At 43.5% G+C, this 19,972-nt stretch carries 16 protein-coding genes; all 16 read left to right on the top strand.

The features are described 5' to 3' along the window. Nucleotides 1–3: 3 nt before the first annotated feature. Nucleotides 4–2,436: a leucine--tRNA ligase gene (gene leuS / locus OFN91_RS06555; protein WP_270873685.1), complete on the top strand. Its 2,433-nt coding sequence runs from the start codon at nt 4–6 to the stop codon at nt 2,434–2,436. Nucleotides 2,437–2,442: 6 nt separating this feature from the next. After that, nucleotides 2,443–2,994: an LPS assembly lipoprotein LptE gene (lptE, locus tag OFN91_RS06550; RefSeq protein WP_270859283.1), complete on the top strand. Its 552-nt coding sequence runs from the start codon at nt 2,443–2,445 to the stop codon at nt 2,992–2,994. Next, nucleotides 2,975–4,198 carry a Mur ligase family protein gene (locus OFN91_RS06545; RefSeq protein WP_270873684.1) on the top strand — a complete coding sequence of 408 codons (1,224 nt, stop codon included), beginning with the start codon at nt 2,975–2,977 and terminating at the stop codon, nt 4,196–4,198. Before lptE ends, OFN91_RS06545 begins: the two co-directional genes overlap by 20 nt. Beyond that, on the top strand, nt 4,185–5,075 hold the full coding sequence (locus OFN91_RS06540) for a M23 family metallopeptidase (RefSeq protein WP_270873683.1): 891 nt from the start codon (nt 4,185–4,187) through the stop codon (nt 5,073–5,075). The genes OFN91_RS06545 and OFN91_RS06540 overlap by 14 nt, the downstream gene beginning before the upstream one ends. Continuing rightward, complete coding sequence (locus tag OFN91_RS06535) at nt 5,075–8,050, top strand: DEAD/DEAH box helicase (RefSeq protein ID WP_270873682.1); 2,976 nt, start codon at nt 5,075–5,077, stop codon at nt 8,048–8,050. Before OFN91_RS06540 ends, OFN91_RS06535 begins: the two co-directional genes overlap by 1 nt. Next, complete coding sequence (locus OFN91_RS06530; protein ID WP_270873681.1) at nt 8,043–8,891, top strand: ATP-binding protein; 849 nt, start codon at nt 8,043–8,045, stop codon at nt 8,889–8,891. The genes OFN91_RS06535 and OFN91_RS06530 overlap by 8 nt, the downstream gene beginning before the upstream one ends. Then, nucleotides 8,878–9,558, top strand: a complete 681-nt coding sequence (locus OFN91_RS06525) for a 3-methyladenine DNA glycosylase (RefSeq protein WP_270873717.1) — start codon at nt 8,878–8,880, stop codon at nt 9,556–9,558. Before OFN91_RS06530 ends, OFN91_RS06525 begins: the two co-directional genes overlap by 14 nt. Nucleotides 9,559–9,683: 125 nt before the next feature. Further along, a complete protein-coding gene (locus OFN91_RS06520) occupies nt 9,684–10,184 on the top strand; it encodes a hypothetical protein (protein ID WP_270873680.1) in 501 nt (166 codons plus the stop codon). Nucleotides 10,185–10,466: 282 nt separating this feature from the next. Then, nucleotides 10,467–13,016 (top strand): bifunctional aconitate hydratase 2/2-methylisocitrate dehydratase, encoded by a 2,550-nt coding sequence (locus tag OFN91_RS06515; protein WP_270873679.1) that lies wholly within the window; start codon nt 10,467–10,469, stop codon nt 13,014–13,016. An 85-nt stretch (nt 13,017–13,101) separates the two neighbouring features. After that, nucleotides 13,102–14,346, top strand: a complete 1,245-nt coding sequence (locus OFN91_RS06510) for an ankyrin repeat domain-containing protein (protein ID WP_270873678.1) — start codon at nt 13,102–13,104, stop codon at nt 14,344–14,346. 21 nt (nt 14,347–14,367) lie between these two features. Further along, nucleotides 14,368–16,071 carry a Na+/H+ antiporter NhaC family protein gene (locus tag OFN91_RS06505; RefSeq protein WP_270873677.1) on the top strand — a complete coding sequence of 568 codons (1,704 nt, stop codon included), beginning with the start codon at nt 14,368–14,370 and terminating at the stop codon, nt 16,069–16,071. Then, entirely contained in the window at nt 16,058–17,167 is a 1,110-nt protein-coding gene (trmA, locus tag OFN91_RS06500) for a tRNA (uridine(54)-C5)-methyltransferase TrmA (RefSeq protein ID WP_270873676.1), read from the top strand. The genes OFN91_RS06505 and trmA overlap by 14 nt, the downstream gene beginning before the upstream one ends. After that, complete coding sequence (locus tag OFN91_RS06495; RefSeq protein WP_270873675.1) at nt 17,164–17,553, top strand: CoA-binding protein; 390 nt, start codon at nt 17,164–17,166, stop codon at nt 17,551–17,553. The genes trmA and OFN91_RS06495 overlap by 4 nt, the downstream gene beginning before the upstream one ends. Before the next feature lie 2 nt (nt 17,554–17,555). Then, nucleotides 17,556–18,767: a threonine ammonia-lyase gene (ilvA, locus tag OFN91_RS06490; protein WP_270873674.1), complete on the top strand. Its 1,212-nt coding sequence runs from the start codon at nt 17,556–17,558 to the stop codon at nt 18,765–18,767. A gap of 22 nt (nt 18,768–18,789) precedes the next feature. Beyond that, complete coding sequence (locus OFN91_RS06485) at nt 18,790–19,506, top strand: DUF4230 domain-containing protein (protein ID WP_270858159.1); 717 nt, start codon at nt 18,790–18,792, stop codon at nt 19,504–19,506. Between the two features lie 9 nt (nt 19,507–19,515). Then, nucleotides 19,516–19,971 (top strand): hypothetical protein, encoded by a 456-nt coding sequence (locus OFN91_RS06480; protein WP_270873673.1) that lies wholly within the window; start codon nt 19,516–19,518, stop codon nt 19,969–19,971. Nucleotide 19,972 lies beyond the last annotated feature (1 nt).

The following is a 19,972-nucleotide window of genomic DNA, read 5'->3' as shown; positions in this document are numbered from 1 at the left end:
ATAATGGCTTATAATAGCAAAGAGATAGAGTTAAAATGGCAAAAAATTTGGAACGATGAGGGTGAAGCAGAGCCAAAGGACGATTATAGCTTACCTAAAAAATATATTCTTTCGATGTTTCCATACCCAAGTGGCCGTATCCACATGGGGCATGTGCGAAACTACGCTATCGGCGACGCGCTTTCACGCTACTACCGCTTGCAAGGATATAATGTGCTCCAACCAATCGGCTTTGATAGCTTTGGTATGCCAGCAGAAAATGCAGCGATTAAACACAAAATTCACCCCAAAAAATGGACTTACGAAAATATTGATTATATGAAAAATGAGCTAGACAGGCTTGGATTTAGCTTTTCAAAGCGTAGATTGCTAGCTACTTCTGATCCACTTTATACAAAATGGGAGCAGGAATTTTTCATCAAAATGTATGAAAAGGGGCTGATTTATCGCAAAAGCTCACTGCTAAACTGGTGCGAACACGACGGCACCGTGCTTGCAAACGAGCAGGTCGAAGATGGCAAATGCTGGCGCTGTGGCAATGAAGTAGTGCAAAAACAAATGCAAGGCTACTACCTAAAAATCACTGATTATGCGCAGGAACTGCTTGATTGTTTGAAGGATTTGGAGGGAAAATGGCCAAATCAAGTCCTAACTATGCAAGAAAACTGGATTGGGCGAAGTGAGGGTTTGAAATTCCGCTTTAAATTTGACGATGAAAGCCGTGAGAGGCTAGACGGAATCGACGGATTTGATGTATTTACGACTCGCCCTGATACGATTTATGGTATGAGCTACTCAGCTCTTGCGCCTGAACACGCGGTTATTGCGAAGCTTTTGGAGAAAAATTTACTTCCAAAAGATGTAGAGCAAAAGGTCCGCACGATCCTAAACCAAAGCCCAAGAGAGCGACAAATCGCCGATAAAGACGGAGCGTATCTAGGCGTAAATGTCCTACACCCCCTAACTGGCAAAAAAATCCCAGTGTGGATAGCAAATTTTGTTTTGGCAGATTATGGCGATGGCGCGGTTATGGCTGTGCCAGCAGGCGATGAGAGGGACTTTGAGTTTGCGAGTAAATTTGGACTTGAAATTATAAATATTTTCGAAAACGAAACCCTACCGCATGTCGAAAAAACAGGAATTTACGCAAATTCTGAAATTTTAAATGGCCTAAAATACAAAGAGGCAAATGAGAAAATTTTGCAAATTTTTGAAGAGCGAAATTTAGGCTCTCGTGTGGTAAATTTCAAACTCCGCGACTGGGGCGTTTCACGCCAGCGCTACTGGGGCGCGCCGATTCCTATGATTCACTGCGAAAAATGCGGTTTAGTTGGCGAAAAAATCGAAAATTTGCCAGTTGCGTTGCCTGATGATGTGCAAATCACAGGACTTGGCAATCCGCTTGATAAACACCCTACTTGGAAGCACTGCACCTGCCCGAAATGTGGCGGAAAGGCCGTTCGCGAGACTGATACGCTTGATACATTTTTCGAGAGTAGCTGGTATTTCGCGCGCTATGCAAGCGATGAGAAAACTTGGACAAGCAAGGCATTTGACGAGCAGAGCGTGAATTACTGGATGAGCGTGGATCAATACATCGGCGGTATCGAGCATGCGATTTTGCACCTGCTTTACGCTAGATTTTTCCAAAAAGCATTGCGCGATTTGGGTTATTTGCGCGATAGTGAGCCGTTTGCTAGACTTTTGACACAAGGCATGGTGCTAAAAGACGGCGCAAAAATGAGCAAATCTAAGGGCAACACCGTCGATCCTGATGATATCATCGCTACTTATGGGGCTGATACTGCGCGACTTTTCATACTTTTTGCAGCACCTCCTGCAAAAGAGTTAGAGTGGAACGATAGCGCAGTAGAGGGCGCTTATAAGTTTTTAAACCGCCTTTACGAGCGTTCAAGCAATGCGTATAAAACAGATAAAATTCCTAGCATTAACCACGCAAATTTAAGCAAAGATGAAAAATACGCGAGATTAAAAGTCTATGAAGCGCTAAAAAAATCACACGATGTCTATACGGAAAATTTCGCCTTTAACACCCTAATCGCGGCGTGTATGGAGGCTCTAAATGCCCTAAATGCGCAGGATAACGCCGATATTTACACTGAGGGATATTTTATTATCCTAAATTTACTTCAACCAATCGTCCCTCATATCGCAAGCGAGCTAAGCCAGACACTTTTTGAGCGCAAAAATTTCACAAAAATTGAGCTTTTGCCTGAGGTTTTTGTGAGCGATACTATCACGCTTGCAGTTACCGTAAATGGCAAAAAACGCGCCGAAATCGACGCCAATGCGGACGCGAGCGAGGCGGAAATTTTAGCACTTGCCAAAGAAAATGTCGCAAAATGGTTAGAGGATAAAACGCTAATAAAAGAAATTTATGTCAAAAACAAACTTGTAAATTTGGTCGTAAAGTAGGAAAAAATGAGAAATTTGATTAAAAATTTAGCCGTTTTTGCGTTTGTGGTTTTGGTTGTTGGTTGCGGATATCAGCCAGTATCAAAAATCACTTCACAGATTATGTCAAAAAGCGTGTATGTCGATGTGCTGATGAGCAAAACAGATCCTCAAAACACAGTGGCTATCAAAGACGCTGTCAAAAGCGGTATCGTAGCGCGCCTAGGCTCAAATTTAGCCGACAAATCTAGCGCGCAAACCTACATCGTAGCCAGCATAAAAAGGCTAACTTTCACAGCCCTTACCTACGATAGATACGGCTATATCACGAGTTATCGCGCAAATTTGACGCTAAATTTCAAAACAAAGCTTAAAAATGGCGAAATTTTTAGCAAAGACTGCGTAGGAGACCATGATTTTTCGGTCTCTCGCTTAGTTAAAAACAAACACGACACAATCTCAGTCATCAGCGACAAAGAGCGCTATGACGCTATCGAAAATGCCTCTACTCAGGCGTTTGATGAGTTTATTTCTGCGCTTGCGATCAAAGGCATACAGCTTGAACGCGCTAAAAACTAGCTTGGTTTTTGACTTCTTAAACGCTCGTCCGATTTATTATAAAAAGATCGATTACGAGCGTTTTCCAGCCGCCTTTGAGGCCGTGCGTAGCGCACTCCCGCTAAAAAATATCACCCAAATCATCGGCACCAATGGCAAGGGAAGCACTGGCAGATTTTTATCTAGGATTATTATGAGTGCAAAGGGCGCAAATGGGCGAAATTCGGGCCCTAAATTTAGCGTCGGCCACTACACTAGCCCGCATATTATGAGATTAAACGAGCGCATTTACCGCGACGGGCGCGAGATTAGCGACGATGAGTTGCAAGGTGCGCACGAGTTTTTGCAAGCAAATTTGCCGGCAAAATTTAGAAATAATCTTTCGTATTTTGAATACCTGACTTTGGCGGCTGCGGTGCATTTTAGGGAGTGCGATTACTGCGTATTCGAGGCTGGTATGGGTGGCGAGTTTGACGCTACGAGCAGTTTTGATACCAAGCTTTCGCTTTTTACCCCTATTGGCACCGATCATATCGGCATGCTTGGCGTTAATTTGGAGCAAATTTCGCGCACGAAGCTCAATGCAATGGCGAAAAATGCGATTTTAAGCGATGAGATGAACGAGATTAGCGTAAAAATCGCGCGTGAAATCGCAGCGCAAAAGGGGGCAAATTTGGCGTTTGCAAGCGATTTTTTAAACGCAGATGAAAAGCGCGAAATTGCTGAATATATCAAAACTCACAACCTAGCAAATTTTCAATATTCAAATTTAAAACTAGCCGTGGCTGGGGCGAAATTTTGGGGCTTAAATTTTAAAATTGCTGAAATTTTGCCCCTTGATTTGCCTGGGCGCGCCGAAGCAATCGCTCCAAATATCATTATCGATGTGGGGCATAATGAACTAGCCGCCGCAGCACTTGCCAAGGAATTTGCGGGCAAAAAATTTACGCTAATTTACAACGCCTTTGCCGATAAGGATATCAAAAAGGTTCTTGCTACACTTGCGCCGATTATCAAAAATGTCCAAATTTTGCCTTACGATGCCCCAGGTCGCGAGCTTGGCGGGGATATGATTACGCAGGCTTTGGACGAGCTTGGTATCGCGCACTCTGAATTTATGGGTGAAACCTATGAAAATGAGCTTTATTTGGTGTTTGGTTCGTTTCATTTAGTCGAGGAATTTTTGAAATTTTATAATAACGGGGCGAAATTTGGCAAAAACTAAAATCACCATTAGTGATAATTTCGGCTCGAAAACTATGCAATTTGGCGAGAATTTTCGCTTTCAACTTAAAATTTTAGTCGCATTTATCATTGTGTTTTTGCTCGTTTTGTTTTTCGCGCTTTTTCGCCTAAATAACGACAAAAAAAACCTAAAAACCACCAATGCTACGCTAATGGCGCAAATCGAAAAGCTAGAAAAACAAAATCAAAATTTGATAATTCAGGCAAATCAAATGCGCGAACAAACCAGCCTCGATATCGCAAACGAAGGCCCTGACGGCGATGAGAGCGACGCGCAAATCGCGCAGTATTTCAGCGAAAGACTAGCCAAGCGCAACAAATCAAACTCTAAAACAATCAGCGCAAACGATAACACTTATAAATTGATGTTTCAATACATACCAAACCGCTACCCGATAAAAAACCGCGGAATTACCGATAATTACGGCATGCGCACGCACCCGATAGCCGGTGTCAAACGCATGCACCACGGCATAGATTTGCGCGCCAGTGTCGGCACACCGGTAATCGCCACAGCAGATGGATTTGTCGATTTTGCCGGCGAGAGCGGAAACGGATATGGCATACTCGTGCGAATCACGCACAATTACGGATTTTCGACAAGGTATGGCCATTTAAGCTCGGTTAGCGTGGCTCCTGGCATGTGGGTTAGCAAAGGCACGGTTATTGGATATACGGGCAATACAGGGTATAGCACGGGGCCGCATTTGCACTATGAGGTGCGGTTTTTGGGTATGACGCTAGATCCACTAAATTTCATGCTGTGGGACAGCTCGAATCTAAATATTTGGTCGGTCGAGCCAAATGTATCGTGGTATGAGATAAATCGTGTCTTGCAAAGTGGGGCGCAAAAATAATGCAAGCTAGAATTTATGAGTATTTTTCGCAAATTTTAGCGCAAAATTCTGCGCAAATTTGTCCTCAAATTTTAATCACAGATGATGAAAAAGATAGCGCACTTTGCGCTGAGGTGTTGAAATTTTTGGGTTTTAAAACCTTTGTTTTGCCTGATTTCAGGGCGCATTTTGGCGAGGATTTGCGAAGCTATTATGACGAGCTAATCGGCATTTCACGCTCGCTTGGCGCGTATTACAAATGCGAGGGGCGCAAAATTTTAATCTCGCCAGTTCGCACGATTTTAAACAAACTCCCCACAAAATCGCAACTAAAAGGGATAAAAATCGAATTTGCCCAAAAGCTAAATTTGGCTGAATTTAAAGATGAAATTTTGCGCCTTGGATACAGCGTGACGCAGGTCGTCGAAAGCGCAGGCGAGATTAGCTTTCGTGGCGAGATTATTGATATTTTTCCGCTTGGAGGCGAGTGCGGGGTGAGGGTTTTGCTCGATGATGATGAAATCGAGAGCATTAGGCATTTTGACATTGATACGCAAAAATCCGAAAAAATCGAGCTAGAAAGCGTCGAAATTGAGCCGTTTTTGGCTAATTTAAACAAGGGCGAGTTTGAGAGCGCAAACGAAAAAATTAACGCCTTTGATAGCGACGCTTTGATTAACGATCTAACTTCGCTTGGGTTTTGGTTTATTGATGGGTTTGCGGATTATTTGCAAGAATTTAGCGCAGTTTTAGCGTCTCCTATCAAAAAAGATGAAATTTTTGCCGAAAGGGATCTAAGCGTCCTTGATACACTGCCGCTAATACCTGCCGCGCGTAAATTTAAGGATTTGCAAATCACGCCAAATAGCGAATTTTTCGAATTTCACAAAAATGACAAAATTACCATTATCGCGCGAAATGACGCACTTTTGGCGCATTTGGATCTCTCAAATTTAAGCAATGCGAAAATTTTAAAAGAGGATTTTATCCTAAATTTAATCAGCTCTGATGAGATTATCGTTTCATTAAACAAGCTAATCCCTAAAAAGCGCGTTCGCAAATCTAGCCTTGCGCTCGATGAGCTAAATCCTGGCGATTTTGTCGTGCATGAAGACTACGGAATCGCCAAATTCGCTGGCCTTGAACTAGCCACCGTTTTAGGGCATTCGCGTGAGTTTGTCGCCCTGATATACGAAGGCGGCGACAAGCTACTTTTGCCTGTGGAATACCTAAACAAAATCGACAAATATATCGCTGGTGGGGGCGTAGTAAGCCCTGATCGCCTAGGCAAGGCAAGCTTTGCGAAAATCAAAGAAAAGGTGCGCGAAAAGCTCTTTGTCATCGCTAGCAAAATAATCCAAACCGCCGCTAAACGCGAGCTAATTCGTGGCGTGATGATAGAAAATACTGGCCCAAATTACGCCAAATTTATCGCTTCTAGCGGGTTTTCATACACGCCAGATCAAGAAAGTGCGATTAGCGCGATTTTGCAGGATTTGCGCAGTGGCAAGGTCATGGATAGGCTATTAAGCGGCGATGTGGGCTTTGGCAAGACAGAAGTGGCGATGAACGCGATATTTGCGACGATAAAAAGTGGCTTTTCAGCACTGTTTTTCGTGCCGACGACTTTGCTGTGCGCTCAGCACTACGCTACGCTAAAAGCGAGATTTGAAGAGTTTGAAATCCCTGTTTTTAGGCTAGATAGATTTAGCAAAGCAAAGGAAAAAAGCGAAATTTTAAAACGACTTAAAAATAACGAAGCGATTGTGTGCGTAGGCACGCATAGCCTGCTAAATGTCGAAGCGCCAAATTTAGGGCTTGTAATCGTCGATGAAGAGCATAAATTCGGCGTGAAACAAAAAGAGAAATTAAAGGAAAAATCGCAAAATTCGCACCTTTTAAGCATGTCTGCTACGCCGATTCCACGCTCGCTAAATATGGCGCTAAGCCAGATTAAGAGTTACAGCACGCTTCTAACTCCGCCACTAGATCGCCTCGATGTGCGCACAATGGTCAAAGAGTGGGACGAAAAAATCGTAAAAGAGGCGATTACTAGGGAGCTTCGCCGTGGCGGGCAGATTTTTTATGTGCATAATCATATCGCAAGCATGCCTAGCGTGAAAAAACGGCTGCTTGAAATTTTGCCAAATTTAAAAATCGTAATCTTACACTCTAAAATCGATGCGCAAACCACCGAGGACGAGATAGCTAAATTTATCGCTGGGGAGTATGATTTGATGCTATGCACGAGCATAGTCGAGAGTGGAATCCACATGCCGCGCGTCAATACGATTTTAATCGACAATGCCGATAAATTCGGCATAGCAGACCTGCACCAGCTTCGAGGCAGGGTAGGGCGAAGCAACAAACAGGCATTTTGCTACTATTTGATTGGCGATAAAACCGCCCTTACTAGCGACGCGCTAAAACGGCTCGTGGCATTGGAGAGCAACTCATTTCTAGGCTCTGGCTCAGTGCTAGCGTATCATGATCTAGAAATCAGAGGTGGTGGAAATCTCGTCGGCGAAGCGCAAAGCGGGCATATCGAGGCTATCGGATACAGCCTGTATTTGCGTATGCTAGAAGATGAGATAAACAAGCTTTTAAACCAAAAAACAATCATTTCAAGCGTTGAGCTTAAAATTTCAGTCAATGCCTTTTTAAACAGCGAATATATCGCGGAAGATAGGTTGCGACTTGATATTTACCGCAGGCTTAGCAAATGTGAAAACGCTATGCAAATAAATGAAATTTACGCTGAAATCGAGGATAGATTCGGCAAGGCCGATGTTTATACCAAACAATTCATTGATATGATGATGATAAAGGTGCTGGCCCAAAATATCGGTGTGCGCGCGATTTCGAGTGCAGATGTAAATATCGTAATCACAGATAAAAATGGCGAGAAAATCCGCCTAAAATCGCCTTCGAAAGACGATGATGATGTGCTAGCAGAAATTTTAGTGTATTTGCGAAAGGAAAACAAAAATGTCTGAGTTAAATTTGAAAATCGATTGGCAAAGCGTGCAAGTAGCGCAGTTTCGCAGACACGGATTGAAACTGCGGGCGATAGAGGATATCGATTTTGTTGATATCAACGCGCTTTGTGGCTTAGAGGCGCAAAAAACTGCGCTTGTAGAAAATACGCGAAATTTTATCCACGGGCGCGGGGCAAATCACGCCTTGCTTTGGGGCGAGCCGGGCTGTGGCAAATCAAGCCTAGCAAAGGCAGTTTTTACGAAATTTTTGCAAGACGGCCTTAAAATCGTCGAAATCGGCAAAGATGATTTGGAGTATCTCATCGATATAATCGATGAAATTCGCGCTCAGGATTATTATTTCATCATTTTTTGCGATGATTTAAGCTTCGAGCTTGGCGAAAACGCCTACAAGCACCTAAAACCGCTACTTGACGGCTCTATGGAGCGCGCGCCAAAAAATGTGCTAATGTATGCGACCTCAAATCGCAGACACATTTTGAGCGAGCTAGCCAGCGACAACATGGGCGCGCAGGTGGGCACCGACGAGCTTCATTTAAGCGACGCCAAAAACGAGCGCATTAGCCTTAGCGAGCGATTTGGCTTGCAACTTAGCTTTTATAGTGGAAATATGAGCGAGTATTTGGGCGTGGTGGAGAGCTATTTCGCGGCATTTAGATTTATGAGCGTTGATGAGTTTAGGCAGCGTTTCGCGCACGCACTTGATGATTTACGCGCCAAAGCTAGCGAGTTTGCGAGGCTGAGGGCGAGCCGAAGCGGGCGGATCGCAAAGCAGTTTGCGCTAAGCTATGCAAGTGAGTTTTTTGCGAAATTTAGCCCTGAAAATGAGCGCGACTGAGCTATTTCGCGCACTTTTTGGCGCGACTAAATTTGACGATTTTCGCTGGTGGCCGAATTTTGGCGAATTTGAAGTCATCGTCGGAGCGATTTTAATACAAAACACAAACTGGAAAAACGCTGAACTTGCACTTGAAAATTTGCGAATTTGTGGGCTTTTGGATTTGCGAAATTTAGCGAATTTAAGCGTGGAAAATTTGGCAGAAATCATCAAACCAAGCGGATTTTATAACCAAAAAGCAAAACGGCTAAACTCGCTTTGCAAGGCAATTGAGGCAGAATTTGGCGATTTTGAAAATTTTGCGCACGCCGTAAGCCGTGAGTGGCTTATCGGCCAAAAAGGCATAGGCGCGGAAACCTGCGACGCGATTTTGTGCTATGCGTGCGGAAGAGCCGTAATGGTCGCAGATAGCTACTCTGCGCGTTTGCTAGGCGCGCTTGGATATGAGTTTGAGAGCTATGACGAGATTAGCGAGTGGCTTGGCGCGCTAGAATTTGGTGAAATTTTTGAACTAGCAAATTCTCGCTATGATAATTTTTCAAACGACGAAAACGGCGCATTTGCGCTATTTCACGGACTGATAGTTGAGTTTTGTAAAGCACACTTAAAAGGCAAAAAATTCGACGAATTTGCGATAAATTTATTTGATGAGTTAAAATGCAGTTAAAAATCCAAATTTTTCTAACAATCTTTCTCGTGATTTACGCCCTTTTGTCGCTACCTAGCCAGATAAAAAATAAAAACTATTTTCAAATTTTTCTTTTTTTGTCTTTTGTCTGTATTGGCATAGAAATGCTTAGGCAAAACAGCCTTATAAATGGGCTTTTATCTAGTGTTGGCATGGATTATTTCGACATTATTTTTATTTGTGTCATGCTCTTTTTTATCTATGCTTTTCGCTCTGATAAGCCTGGCACTTTTGTGTTGTCTGCAATCTCTTTTTTTGATGGGTTTGCTTCGCTAAACGGATATAAAGTGTGGAGCAAATACCAAGGCTGGGTAAGACTTGGCACAAGGGGCAAAATTTTTGCTTTTATTGTGGCTTTTGCCTCGCTTTTTGCTTTTTTATTTGGTAAAAAAAGCAATCAAAATAAACTATTTTTCTGCAAAAATTGCCAAAAGACTTTTTATTTTTATGAGGTAAAAAATTTAAGGTGCAAACAATGTTTTGGGGATTTGGTGGATTATGAGCACTATTTGAAACAAAAATATGCAAATAAAAATGAAATTTTTACTGGTGATAAAGTTGGCAAGCCAAAACCGCGCAAGAATAAAAGAAAAAAGCATAAATAAACCCAAAATGACAAAATTTTAAATGGTTTTGCCCCTTGGAAATTTTAAAATTTCGGCGCAGTGTTTAGATTTTGCGAAGCGAGATTAAATCACGCACAAATGCTTGATTTTCTCACCCTCAAATTTCAGCTCCACTATGTCGTGCCAAAGTGTGACAAACTGGCTATTTACGCAGAAATTGCTTTGAATTTTTCTAACGCAAATTTAAAATTCCTGCGAATTTAACTATTTAATCAAATTTATTGTAAAATTGTCCGAAATTTTACCAAAAAGGGGCAAAATATGGACTTTTTACAAAACTACGAAACTAGCGTAAATGAGCGCGCGAAGCTAGGTATTCCGCCACTAGCACTTAGCGCCGAGCAAACCAAGCAGCTATGCGAAATCCTAAAAACCAATCCAAGCGAAAAATTAATCGAAATTTTAAAAACACGCATTAACCCGGGCGTCGATGATGCCGCTAAAATCAAGGCGGAGTTTTTGGGCGAAATCATAAACGGCGATTGTAGTGTGGCTGGCATTAGCAAAAATGAGGCTTTTGCGATGTTAGAGCGCATGCTTGGCGGATACAGCGTGATCGAGCTAATTCGCGCCTTACAAAGCGCAGATGAAGCCACCGCAAAGGGCGCAGCAGCGGCTCTTGGCAGGACGATTTTCGTGCATGATTACTTCGCAGAGGTTGCAAGACTGGCAAAAGAGGGCAACTCTCACGCAAAAGCCGTGCTTCAAGCGTGGGCGAATATGGAGTGGTTTAGGGCGAAAAAACCTCTGAGCGAGTGTATTAAAGGCGTGGTTTTCAAGGTCGCTGGCGAGACAAACACAGATGATTTAAGCCCTGCTAGCGAGGCTTTCACGCGTTCGGATATCCCGCTTCACGCCCTAAGCATGCTTAGCAAACGCCAAGCCGGTAGCCTAGAAACAATCGCCCAGCTTAAAAAAAGCGGTAAGCAGGTCGTGTATGTGGGCGATGTCGTGGGCACTGGAAGTAGTCGCAAAAGTGGCGTGAATTCCGTGCAGTGGCATATCGGCGAGGAAATTTATGGTATCCCAAACAAAAAAACAGGCGGTGTAATCATAGGCTCGGTCATCGCGCCGATTTTTTTCAACACAGCCCAAGATAGCGGTGCCCTGCCAATCGAAGCGAGTGTGGAAAACCTCGAAATGGGCGATGAAATCGAGATCTATCCATACAAGGGCGAGATTGTCAAAAATGGCGAGGTCGTTTGCAAATTTAGCCTGAGCCCAAATACGATTTTCGATGAATACAAAGCCGGCGGGCGAATCCCGCTAATCATCGCAAGAGGGCTTTGCGCTAAGGCTAGAAAAGAGCTAGGCTTAGGCGATGATGAGATTTTTACTAGACCAGAGCAACCTAAATTTGACGAGAGCGCAGGTTATACTCTCGCGCAAAAAATCGTCGGCAAAGCCTGTGGCATGGCGGGCGTGAGAGCTGGTATGTATGTCGAGCCACTCACGCTAACTGTGGGTTCGCAAGACACCACAGGTCCTATGACGCGCGATGAGATTAAAGAGCTTGCTAGCCTTGGATTTGGCGCAGATTTCGTGTTGCAGAGCTTTTGCCACACAGCAGCCTATCCTAAGCCAAGCGATACTATCACGCACCGAACACTTCCGTCTTTTATGAGTAGTCGCGGTGGCGTGGCACTGCGCCCAGGGGACGGAGTAATCCACTCATGGCTAAATCGTATGGTGCTCCCTGATAGCGTAGGTACGGGCGGAGATAGCCACACGAGATTTCCAATCGGCATTAGCTTTCCAGCAGGTAGCGGGCTAGTGGCGTTTGCGGCAGTTACTGGAAGTATGCCACTAAATATGCCAGAATCCGTGCTTGTGAAATTTAAAGGCGAGTTACAAGAGGGCATTACTTTGCGCGATTTGGTAAATGCAATTCCTTACTATGCGATTAAAAAGGGCTTATTGAGCGTCGAGAAAAAGGGCAAGAAAAATATATTTGCAGGCAAAATTTTAGAGATTGAAGGGCTTGAAAATTTAAAGGCCGAGCAGGCTTTCGAGCTAAGCGACGCTAGCGCTGAGAGAAGTGCAGCAGCGTGCGCAATCGCGCTAAATACCGAGAGCGTGTGCGAATACATACGCTCAAATATCGCTTTAATCGACGCTATGATAAAAGCTGGTTATCAAAACAGCGACGCGCTAGCTAGAAGGGGCAAAAAAATGAAAAAATGGCTAGAAAATCCGACACTTCTAAAAGCCGATGAAAACGCAAAATACGCAGAAGTGATTGAAATAGATTTGGGTGAGATTACAGAGCCGATTTTAGCCTGCCCTAATGACCCTGACGATGTCGCAACGCTAAGTGAAATTTTAGCCGATGAGACAAGGGCGAAAAATATCGATGAGGTTTTCATTGGAAGCTGTATGACAAATATCGGGCATTATCGCGCCGCAGCGCAGATTTTAAAGGGTAGCGCGCAAACACCAGCCCGCCTTTGGATAGCACCGCCTACGAAAATGGACGAGGCAAAACTCAAAGAAGAGGGCGTGTATAGTGTATTTGGCGCGGTAGGAGCGCGCACAGAGGTGCCTGGGTGCTCGCTGTGTATGGGAAATCAAGCGCGCGTAAAAGATAATGCGGTCGTGGTCTCAACTTCGACTAGAAATTTCGATAATCGCATGGGTATGGGTGCTAAGGTGTATTTAGCCAGTGCCGAACTAGCCGCTGTTTGCGCGATGCTAGGCAGAATTCCTAGCGCGAGAGAATACAAAGAGATAGTGCGCGAGAAATTAAGTGGCAAAAATAGCGAAATTTATCGTTATTTAAATTTTAACGAGGAAGAAAATTTCGCGCTCTAAGCCACGAATTAGCGCGTTTTGCGCTAATAAGTTTAAATAAGCAAAATTTCGCTAAAATGGCGGGTTAAATTTGACAAGGTTGGTTATGCAAAGAATTTTGATTTTATGGATATTTGGCGCAATCTGTGCTTTTGGCGCGACCTGCGCCGATATCGAGGCAGATCCGAAAGCCTATTTTGCCACTACGCCAAGCCCTAGCGAACTTTTGCTGAGCGATTATGATTGCAAGGGCTCGCTTGTGGAGGCTTCATTTTTGCGAAATTTGCAAAATTTAGCTAGGACAATTAGAAGCGAGAGTATCGAGTGCGTGGGAAACGAAGCTAGCATAAATGAGAAAAAATTCGAACGCATCTTAGCGCAGGCTGGCATGGATAGCGAGGGATTTTTGCGCGAGGCTAAGCAGAAAAATTTAGGCGCGGCGTATGCAAATGCGCTAGAAATTTTAGAATTTTACTCGGAGCAAAAATTTATAAATTTCATAAATTTCAAAAATTTTATCTCTGAGATAAATTTGGCAAAAACAGCATTACAAAGTCATTTTAACGCAAATTTATCCCCAAACGAGGCTAGTGAGATTGCGGATTTGGTGCTGAGCGAATTTGCCCTATATGCGGCTAAAAATCGCAGTATCGACGCGTATAATAAGCTCGAATTGGCCCTTAAAAACAGGGTAAATATAGATGAGTTTAATGTGCTTTTAAGCAGCGACACTTACAGCACAAACGACCTTAGCGGTGCGCTAAATTTGGCACTTTTGCTAGGATATGATACGAAATTTATCGACGCACTTATTACGCGTGGGGCAAAGATTAACGACGGGGACGATAGCGCGCTATTTTACGCTATGTCAAATTTACAAAATGCTAAATTTCTAATCTCCAAAGGTGCGCAAGTATCGCACAAAAATCAACTTGGCCAAACCCCGATTTTCTACGCTGTGGCTAGCAAAAACTACGAAATGGTAAATTTCATGGTCTATAACCACGCTAGCGTAAATGTCCGCCAAATCGGCTCTACCGAAAAGGGCGCGCTAGCTTCGCTTGGCGGGTATTCAGACGCGTGTGCGTTTAATGATTTGGGTGCTAGTTTGCTAATGTATTCGGCGCTACATGGAAACAAAGAAATCACCGAGCTTTTGGTCAAATCAGGCGCAGATGAAAAAAGAGTAGATGAATCTGGGCTAAACGCGCTTGATTACGCTATTTTTGGTGGCGATGAAAAGATCCAAGAATACCTTAAATCTATCGGACTTAAACCTAGTGTAAGCGCGAATAATGGGGATTTCATGGGAAGCATGGCAGAGGAAAATTTCGAAGATATAGCGAACTAATCTAATACAAAAGGGAAATTTATGTTTAGGATTTTATTTATTTTTTTGCTTCCGTTTTTTGTCTTTGGCGCGGAGCTTAGCCCAGCTGAAAAAAATGCAAGCATTTACGGCGCACTGACGCTGATTCCGCCACTTGTGGCGATCGCTCTTGCATTTATCACCAAAGATGTCATTTTGTCGCTATTTTTGGGCGTGTTAAGCGGGACATTTCTCATCGGTATGAACGATAATGGCGTGCTTTCAGCCTTTGTCGTAGCTTTTACGGATTTGTGCTCGCGCGTGGTAGCTTCTATGGCTGATGCGTGGAATGCGGGAATTTTGCTTCAAGTTATGTGTATCGGAGGCCTTATCGCGCTAGTTACCAAAAGTGGCGGCACCAAAGCCCTTGCTATGTGGCTTGGGGCTAGGGCGCATACTGGGGTTAGGGCGCAAATTTACACTTGGTTTATGGGAATTATCATTTTCTTTGACGATTACGCAAACGCCCTTATTTTGGGGCCTATCATGCGTCCTTTGATGGATAGATTTAAAATTTCGCGTGCGAAATTTGCCTTTATCATCGACGCGACAGCTGCGCCGATAACTGGAATTGCGCTGATTTCGACTTGGGTCGGGGTTGAGATTTCGGCGATTAAGGAAGCGTATGCGCAAATCGGTGTCGAGGATATCAACGCATTTACGATTTTTGTGGAGACAATCCCGTATAGATTTTATAATATTTACATGCTTTTCTTTGTCGTGGCAGGTGCTGTGATGATGAGGGAATTTGGTCCTATGTATCGCGCCGAAATGGCGTCTCGCGCTGGCAAAAACGGCGGACGGGACTTTAAAATCGCAAATTTAGAAGATCAAGCATTTAGCCCAAAAGAGGGTATCGAACCACGCAAGATTAATGCTTTAATTCCGCTTGGAGCGATGATTGTGCTAAGCGTGATTGGGTTTTATGCAAACGGACTTGGCGCGCTTGGCGAAGAGGAATTAAAGGCTGTGCAAGCAGATCCATTTTCCTTCGTTTCTATCAGAACGGCATTTAGCGGGGCTGACGCTTCTGTGGTGCTGTTTCAAGCGGCTATGTTTTCGTCAATAATAGGCATAGTTTTGGGGCTGTGGCAAAAAATTTATGGTATCAAAGAGGGAATTGAAATTTGGATTGGGGGCTGGAAAACCATGCTCACAACCGTTTTAATCCTGCTTTTTGCGTGGTCGCTAAGCTCTACGATAAAAGAGCTTGGCACCTCAAAATACCTTGTGGATTTGCTAGGCGAGAGCACCCCTATGGCGCTACTTGCGCTCGTGATTTTTGTGTTAAGCTCGATAATTTCCTTTTCAACCGGCACTAGCTTTGGCACTATGGGTATCGTAACCCCGCTCGCTGTGCCACTAGCTGCCTCTGTGGGGGCGAAATATGGCCTTAGCGGCGATGAATTTCATGCTTTTATGTGTTTAAACATCAGCTCGGTTTTTACAGGGGCGATTTTTGGCGATCACTGCTCGCCGATTTCAGATACCACAATCCTCTCCTCAATGGGCGCAGGTTGCGATCATATCGAGCATGTCAGCACTCAGCTACCTTACGCTATCGTTGTGGGTATCATCAGCGCACTTTGCGGGTTTTTGCCAGCTAGCTTTGGGGTAAATGTCTGGGTCTGCCTAGTCTTTGGGCTTGGCGTAACCGTGCTTGCGATACGAATTTTAGGCAAAAAGGTAAGCGGTGAAGTGCGATAAATTTGGCATTTGTGGAAGTTGCGTTTATGATTTGCCTTACAAAGAGCAGTTAAATTTAAAAAAAGAGCGCATAAGCGCGGAGTTTGCGCCGTTTTATACTGGCGAAATCGAGGTTTTTGCCTCCAAAGAAAGCGCATTTCGCTCGCGGGCTGAATTTGGGATTTTTCACGAGGGCGAGAAGCTTCATTTTAGCATGCGAGGCAGAGATAAAGAGCGTGTTTTCGTGCAAAACTGCCCTATCGTAGATGAAAAAATCCAAAGCTTTATGGATAGAGTTTTGCCGATTTTGCAGGGCGATGAGGTTTTGAAATTTAGGCTTTTTGGGTGCGAGTTTATCGCTACGAAAAATGATTTTTTATGCGTGCTTTTATATCACCGAAATGTCGTAGAAATAGAGCCGAATTTGGCAAATTTAGCCAGAAATTTAGGGCTAAATTTAATCGCTAGATCGCGCGGGAAAAAGCTCGTTTTTGGCAGGGAAAATTTAGAAGACGAGTTTGAAATAAAGGGGCAAGTTTATCGCTACACTTTCGAAGCTACGGCGTTTTCGCAGCCAAACAGAGGCGTTAATGAAAAGATGATTTCGTGGGTGCTAGGCGCAGTGGGCGATGAGAAAACGCCTAAAAAAGATCTGCTTGAAATGTATTGCGGACATGGGAATTTCACAATCCCGCTAAGTGCTAAATTTCGCCAAATTTTGGCAAACGAGATTAGCAAAAACAGCATAAAAAACGCACTTTTAAACGCGCAAAAAAACGGCGCCAAAAATATAAAATTCGTGCGCCTAAGCGCAGACGAGCTAATGAGCGCATTTGGGGGAGAGCGCGAATTTACCCGTTTAGAGGGGGTAGATTTGCAAGGCTATGAAATTTCGCATATTTTGGTAGATCCGCCACGCGCAGGGCTTGAAGCAAGCGTGCTAAATTTCATCAAAGATTACAAAAACATAATCTATATTTCGTGCAATCCGCAAAGTTTAAAGCAAAATTTAAGCTATCTTTGCAAAACGCACAAGGTGGAGAAATTTGCGATTTTCGATCAGTTCGCACACACTAATCATGTCGAGTGCGGCGTGATTTTAAAGGCGTTAGCGTGATAAGTGAAATTTTAAGAAATGCCAAAAACATCGCTATCGTGGGGCTTAGCCCAGATGAGAGCAAGCCAAGCAACCGCGTGGGGCAGTATTTAGCCGCGCAAAATTTTAAAATTTTTCCGATTTATCCTAAATTTGATGAAATTTTAGGCAGGAAGGTTTATAGAAATTTAAAAGAAATAAATGATAAAATCGACATTGTCGTTATGTTTCGAAAAGGCGAGTTCGCAAATGCGCTTTTTAGCGATGTTTTGGCGTGTAAAGCCAAAACGCTTTGGTTGCAACTTGGCATTTTTAACGACAGCGTGGCTTTTCTCGCGCAAAAAAATGGAGTAAATTTTATCCAAAATAAGTGCATAATGATAGAGCATAAAAATTTGAAAGGCTAAAAATGGTAGATTTAAATAAAATAGTTCAAGCAAAGCGCACAATAGCGGCTTTTGTGCATAAGACACCCTTCGCTTTCGCGCCAAAGTTAAGCGAAATTTACGGGGCGCAAATTTATCTAAAAAACGAGAATTTACAACGCACGGGCGCGTATAAAATTCGTGGCGCATACAACAAAATCGCTCATCTTAGCGAAGATGAAAAGAGCCGTGGCGTAATCGCAGCGAGTGCGGGCAACCACGCGCAAGGCGTGGCGATGAGTGCGCAAAAATTTGGCGTGCGCGCCATAATCGTCATGCCAGAGGCGACACCGCTTTTAAAGGTCAGTGGCACCAAGGCTTTGGGGGCTGAGATTATCCTAAAAGGCGATAATTTCGACGAGGCTTATGCTTACGCGCTCGAATACGCCAAGGAAAACAACCTTACTTTTGTCCATCCTTTCGATGATGAGCTAGTCCAAGCAGGACAGGGCACAATCGCGCTTGAAATGCTAGAAGATGTCGCAGATCTCGACTATATCATAGCGCCTGTGGGCGGTGGCGGACTAATCAGTGGCGTGGCAAGCTGCGCTAAACAGATTAACCCTGATATAAAAATCATCGCTGTTGGCGCAAAGGGCGCGCCTGCTATGCACGATAGCTTCGTAGCCAAAAAGGCGATAAATTCCAAAAGCGTGCGCACTATCGCCGATGGTATCGCGGTGCGTGATACTAGCGAAATCACGCTAAAACATATTTTAGAAAGCGTCGATGAGTTCGTCCAAGTCGATGATGAGGAGGTCGCAAGCGCGATTTTGTATCTGCTAGAAAATCAAAAAATCATCGTCGAGGGCGCAGGAGCTGTGGGCGTGGCAGCTCTCATCAATCATAAATTTAGCTTTGAAGAGGGCGCTAAAATCGGCATTATTTTAAGTGGCGGAAATATCGATGTGCAGATGCTAAACATCATCATCGAAAAAGGTCTTATCAAATCTCACCGCAAAATGACGATAAATGTTACGCTCGTGGATAAACCAGGCTCGCTAACCAAGCTTACAAATGTTTTGCGTGATGCCAACGCAAACATCGTCAAAATCGACTACGATCGCTTCTCGACCGAGATCGAATACGGCGATGCGCAAATTACAATCACGCTAGAAACCAAGGGCAAGGCGCACCAAGAGGAGATTGCGTGGGCGTTAAAAAGCGCAGGATATGATTTCAAAGAGCTGTTTTAGGCGAAATTTGAAAGGATAAAATTTGGAAAATTTGGCTTTTATCTTAAATTTTTTAATTTTTGTGATTTTGGTTTATATGTTTTTGCGTATGAAAAAATCTGGCGCAAATGCCCCTAAAACGGAGATTAGCACGGATATTACGCGGCTTAAAAGCATAGGCGAGTTAAGCGTGTTTAAAATTTATTCCAAAGAGATTGTTACGCGCAAAGAAAATGTCGCTGACGGCTTCCTTGGCTCGCTAGTTTCGCCACTGATGACGAAAAAACAGATTGCGATTATTTTCGAGTTTGAGATAGATTTCGTCTATGACCTGCTAAGCCCTGAATTTAGCATAATTCCGCGTGGCGAGGACAAATACGAGATCAAAATGCCACCTTGCAAATACAAATATTCGATTAAAGATATGAAAATTTACGACGAGCAAAATTCCAAACTTTTACCGTTTTTGCTGCCTGATTCGCTAAATGGTATTTTTGGGTCAAGCTTTGATGAGAGCGATAAAAACCGCCTAATCGACGACGCGAAAAACGAGGTTAAGGCACTCTCGCTTAAAATCATAAACGATTTAGGGGGCAAAATCCACAAATCCGCAACCGACACACTCGAAACCATAGCGAAAAGTTTTGGCGCCAAAGAAATCGGCTTTGTCTTCCAAGATAAGGCATTAGAGACAATCGATATCAATCCAAGCGATATTTCTATCGCAAGCTCGCTAAAATCGCAAATCGAAGAGAAATAAGGGCGAGCGTTGCAGGCTTACGAGGCGCTGTTTAAGCTATATTTTTCGTATTATACGAGCTTTAAGCGCAAAATTTACGCTAAATTCGAGCGATTTATCACTCCGATTCGCCTAAGCAGGGAGAAAAAACGGCTCAAAGCCAAGGGCTATTTCGTGCCAGATGAGCTTTGGGCGGGCTTTTTTGGCGAATTTAGCTTTTGTAAATGTTTTATCATAAAAAAAATCCTTTTTCCGAATTTTTACGCTATCAAAAATAGCTCCAAATGGCAAATACAAAACGCACAAATTGCTTTTAAAATCGGGGTTTTTGCATACGATGAGATAGCGTGGATTTTCATACCGCAAAGGTATGATAAAACGAAAAAAAATGATTTAGAAATGGTGCTAGATTTGCTAGCAAAATTTCCGCAAATTCGCTACGAAAAGCTAGAAGAGGGCATTAAAATTTTCGGATATGAATTTTAGG

It is taken from the genome of Campylobacter sp. JMF_08 NE1, assembly GCF_027737875.1.
In the GTDB taxonomy this organism is placed as follows: Bacteria; Campylobacterota; Campylobacteria; order Campylobacterales; family Campylobacteraceae; genus Campylobacter_B.
The sequence above is the reverse complement of the archived record's forward strand: the minus strand, read 5'-3'. Positions and strand labels throughout refer to the sequence as shown.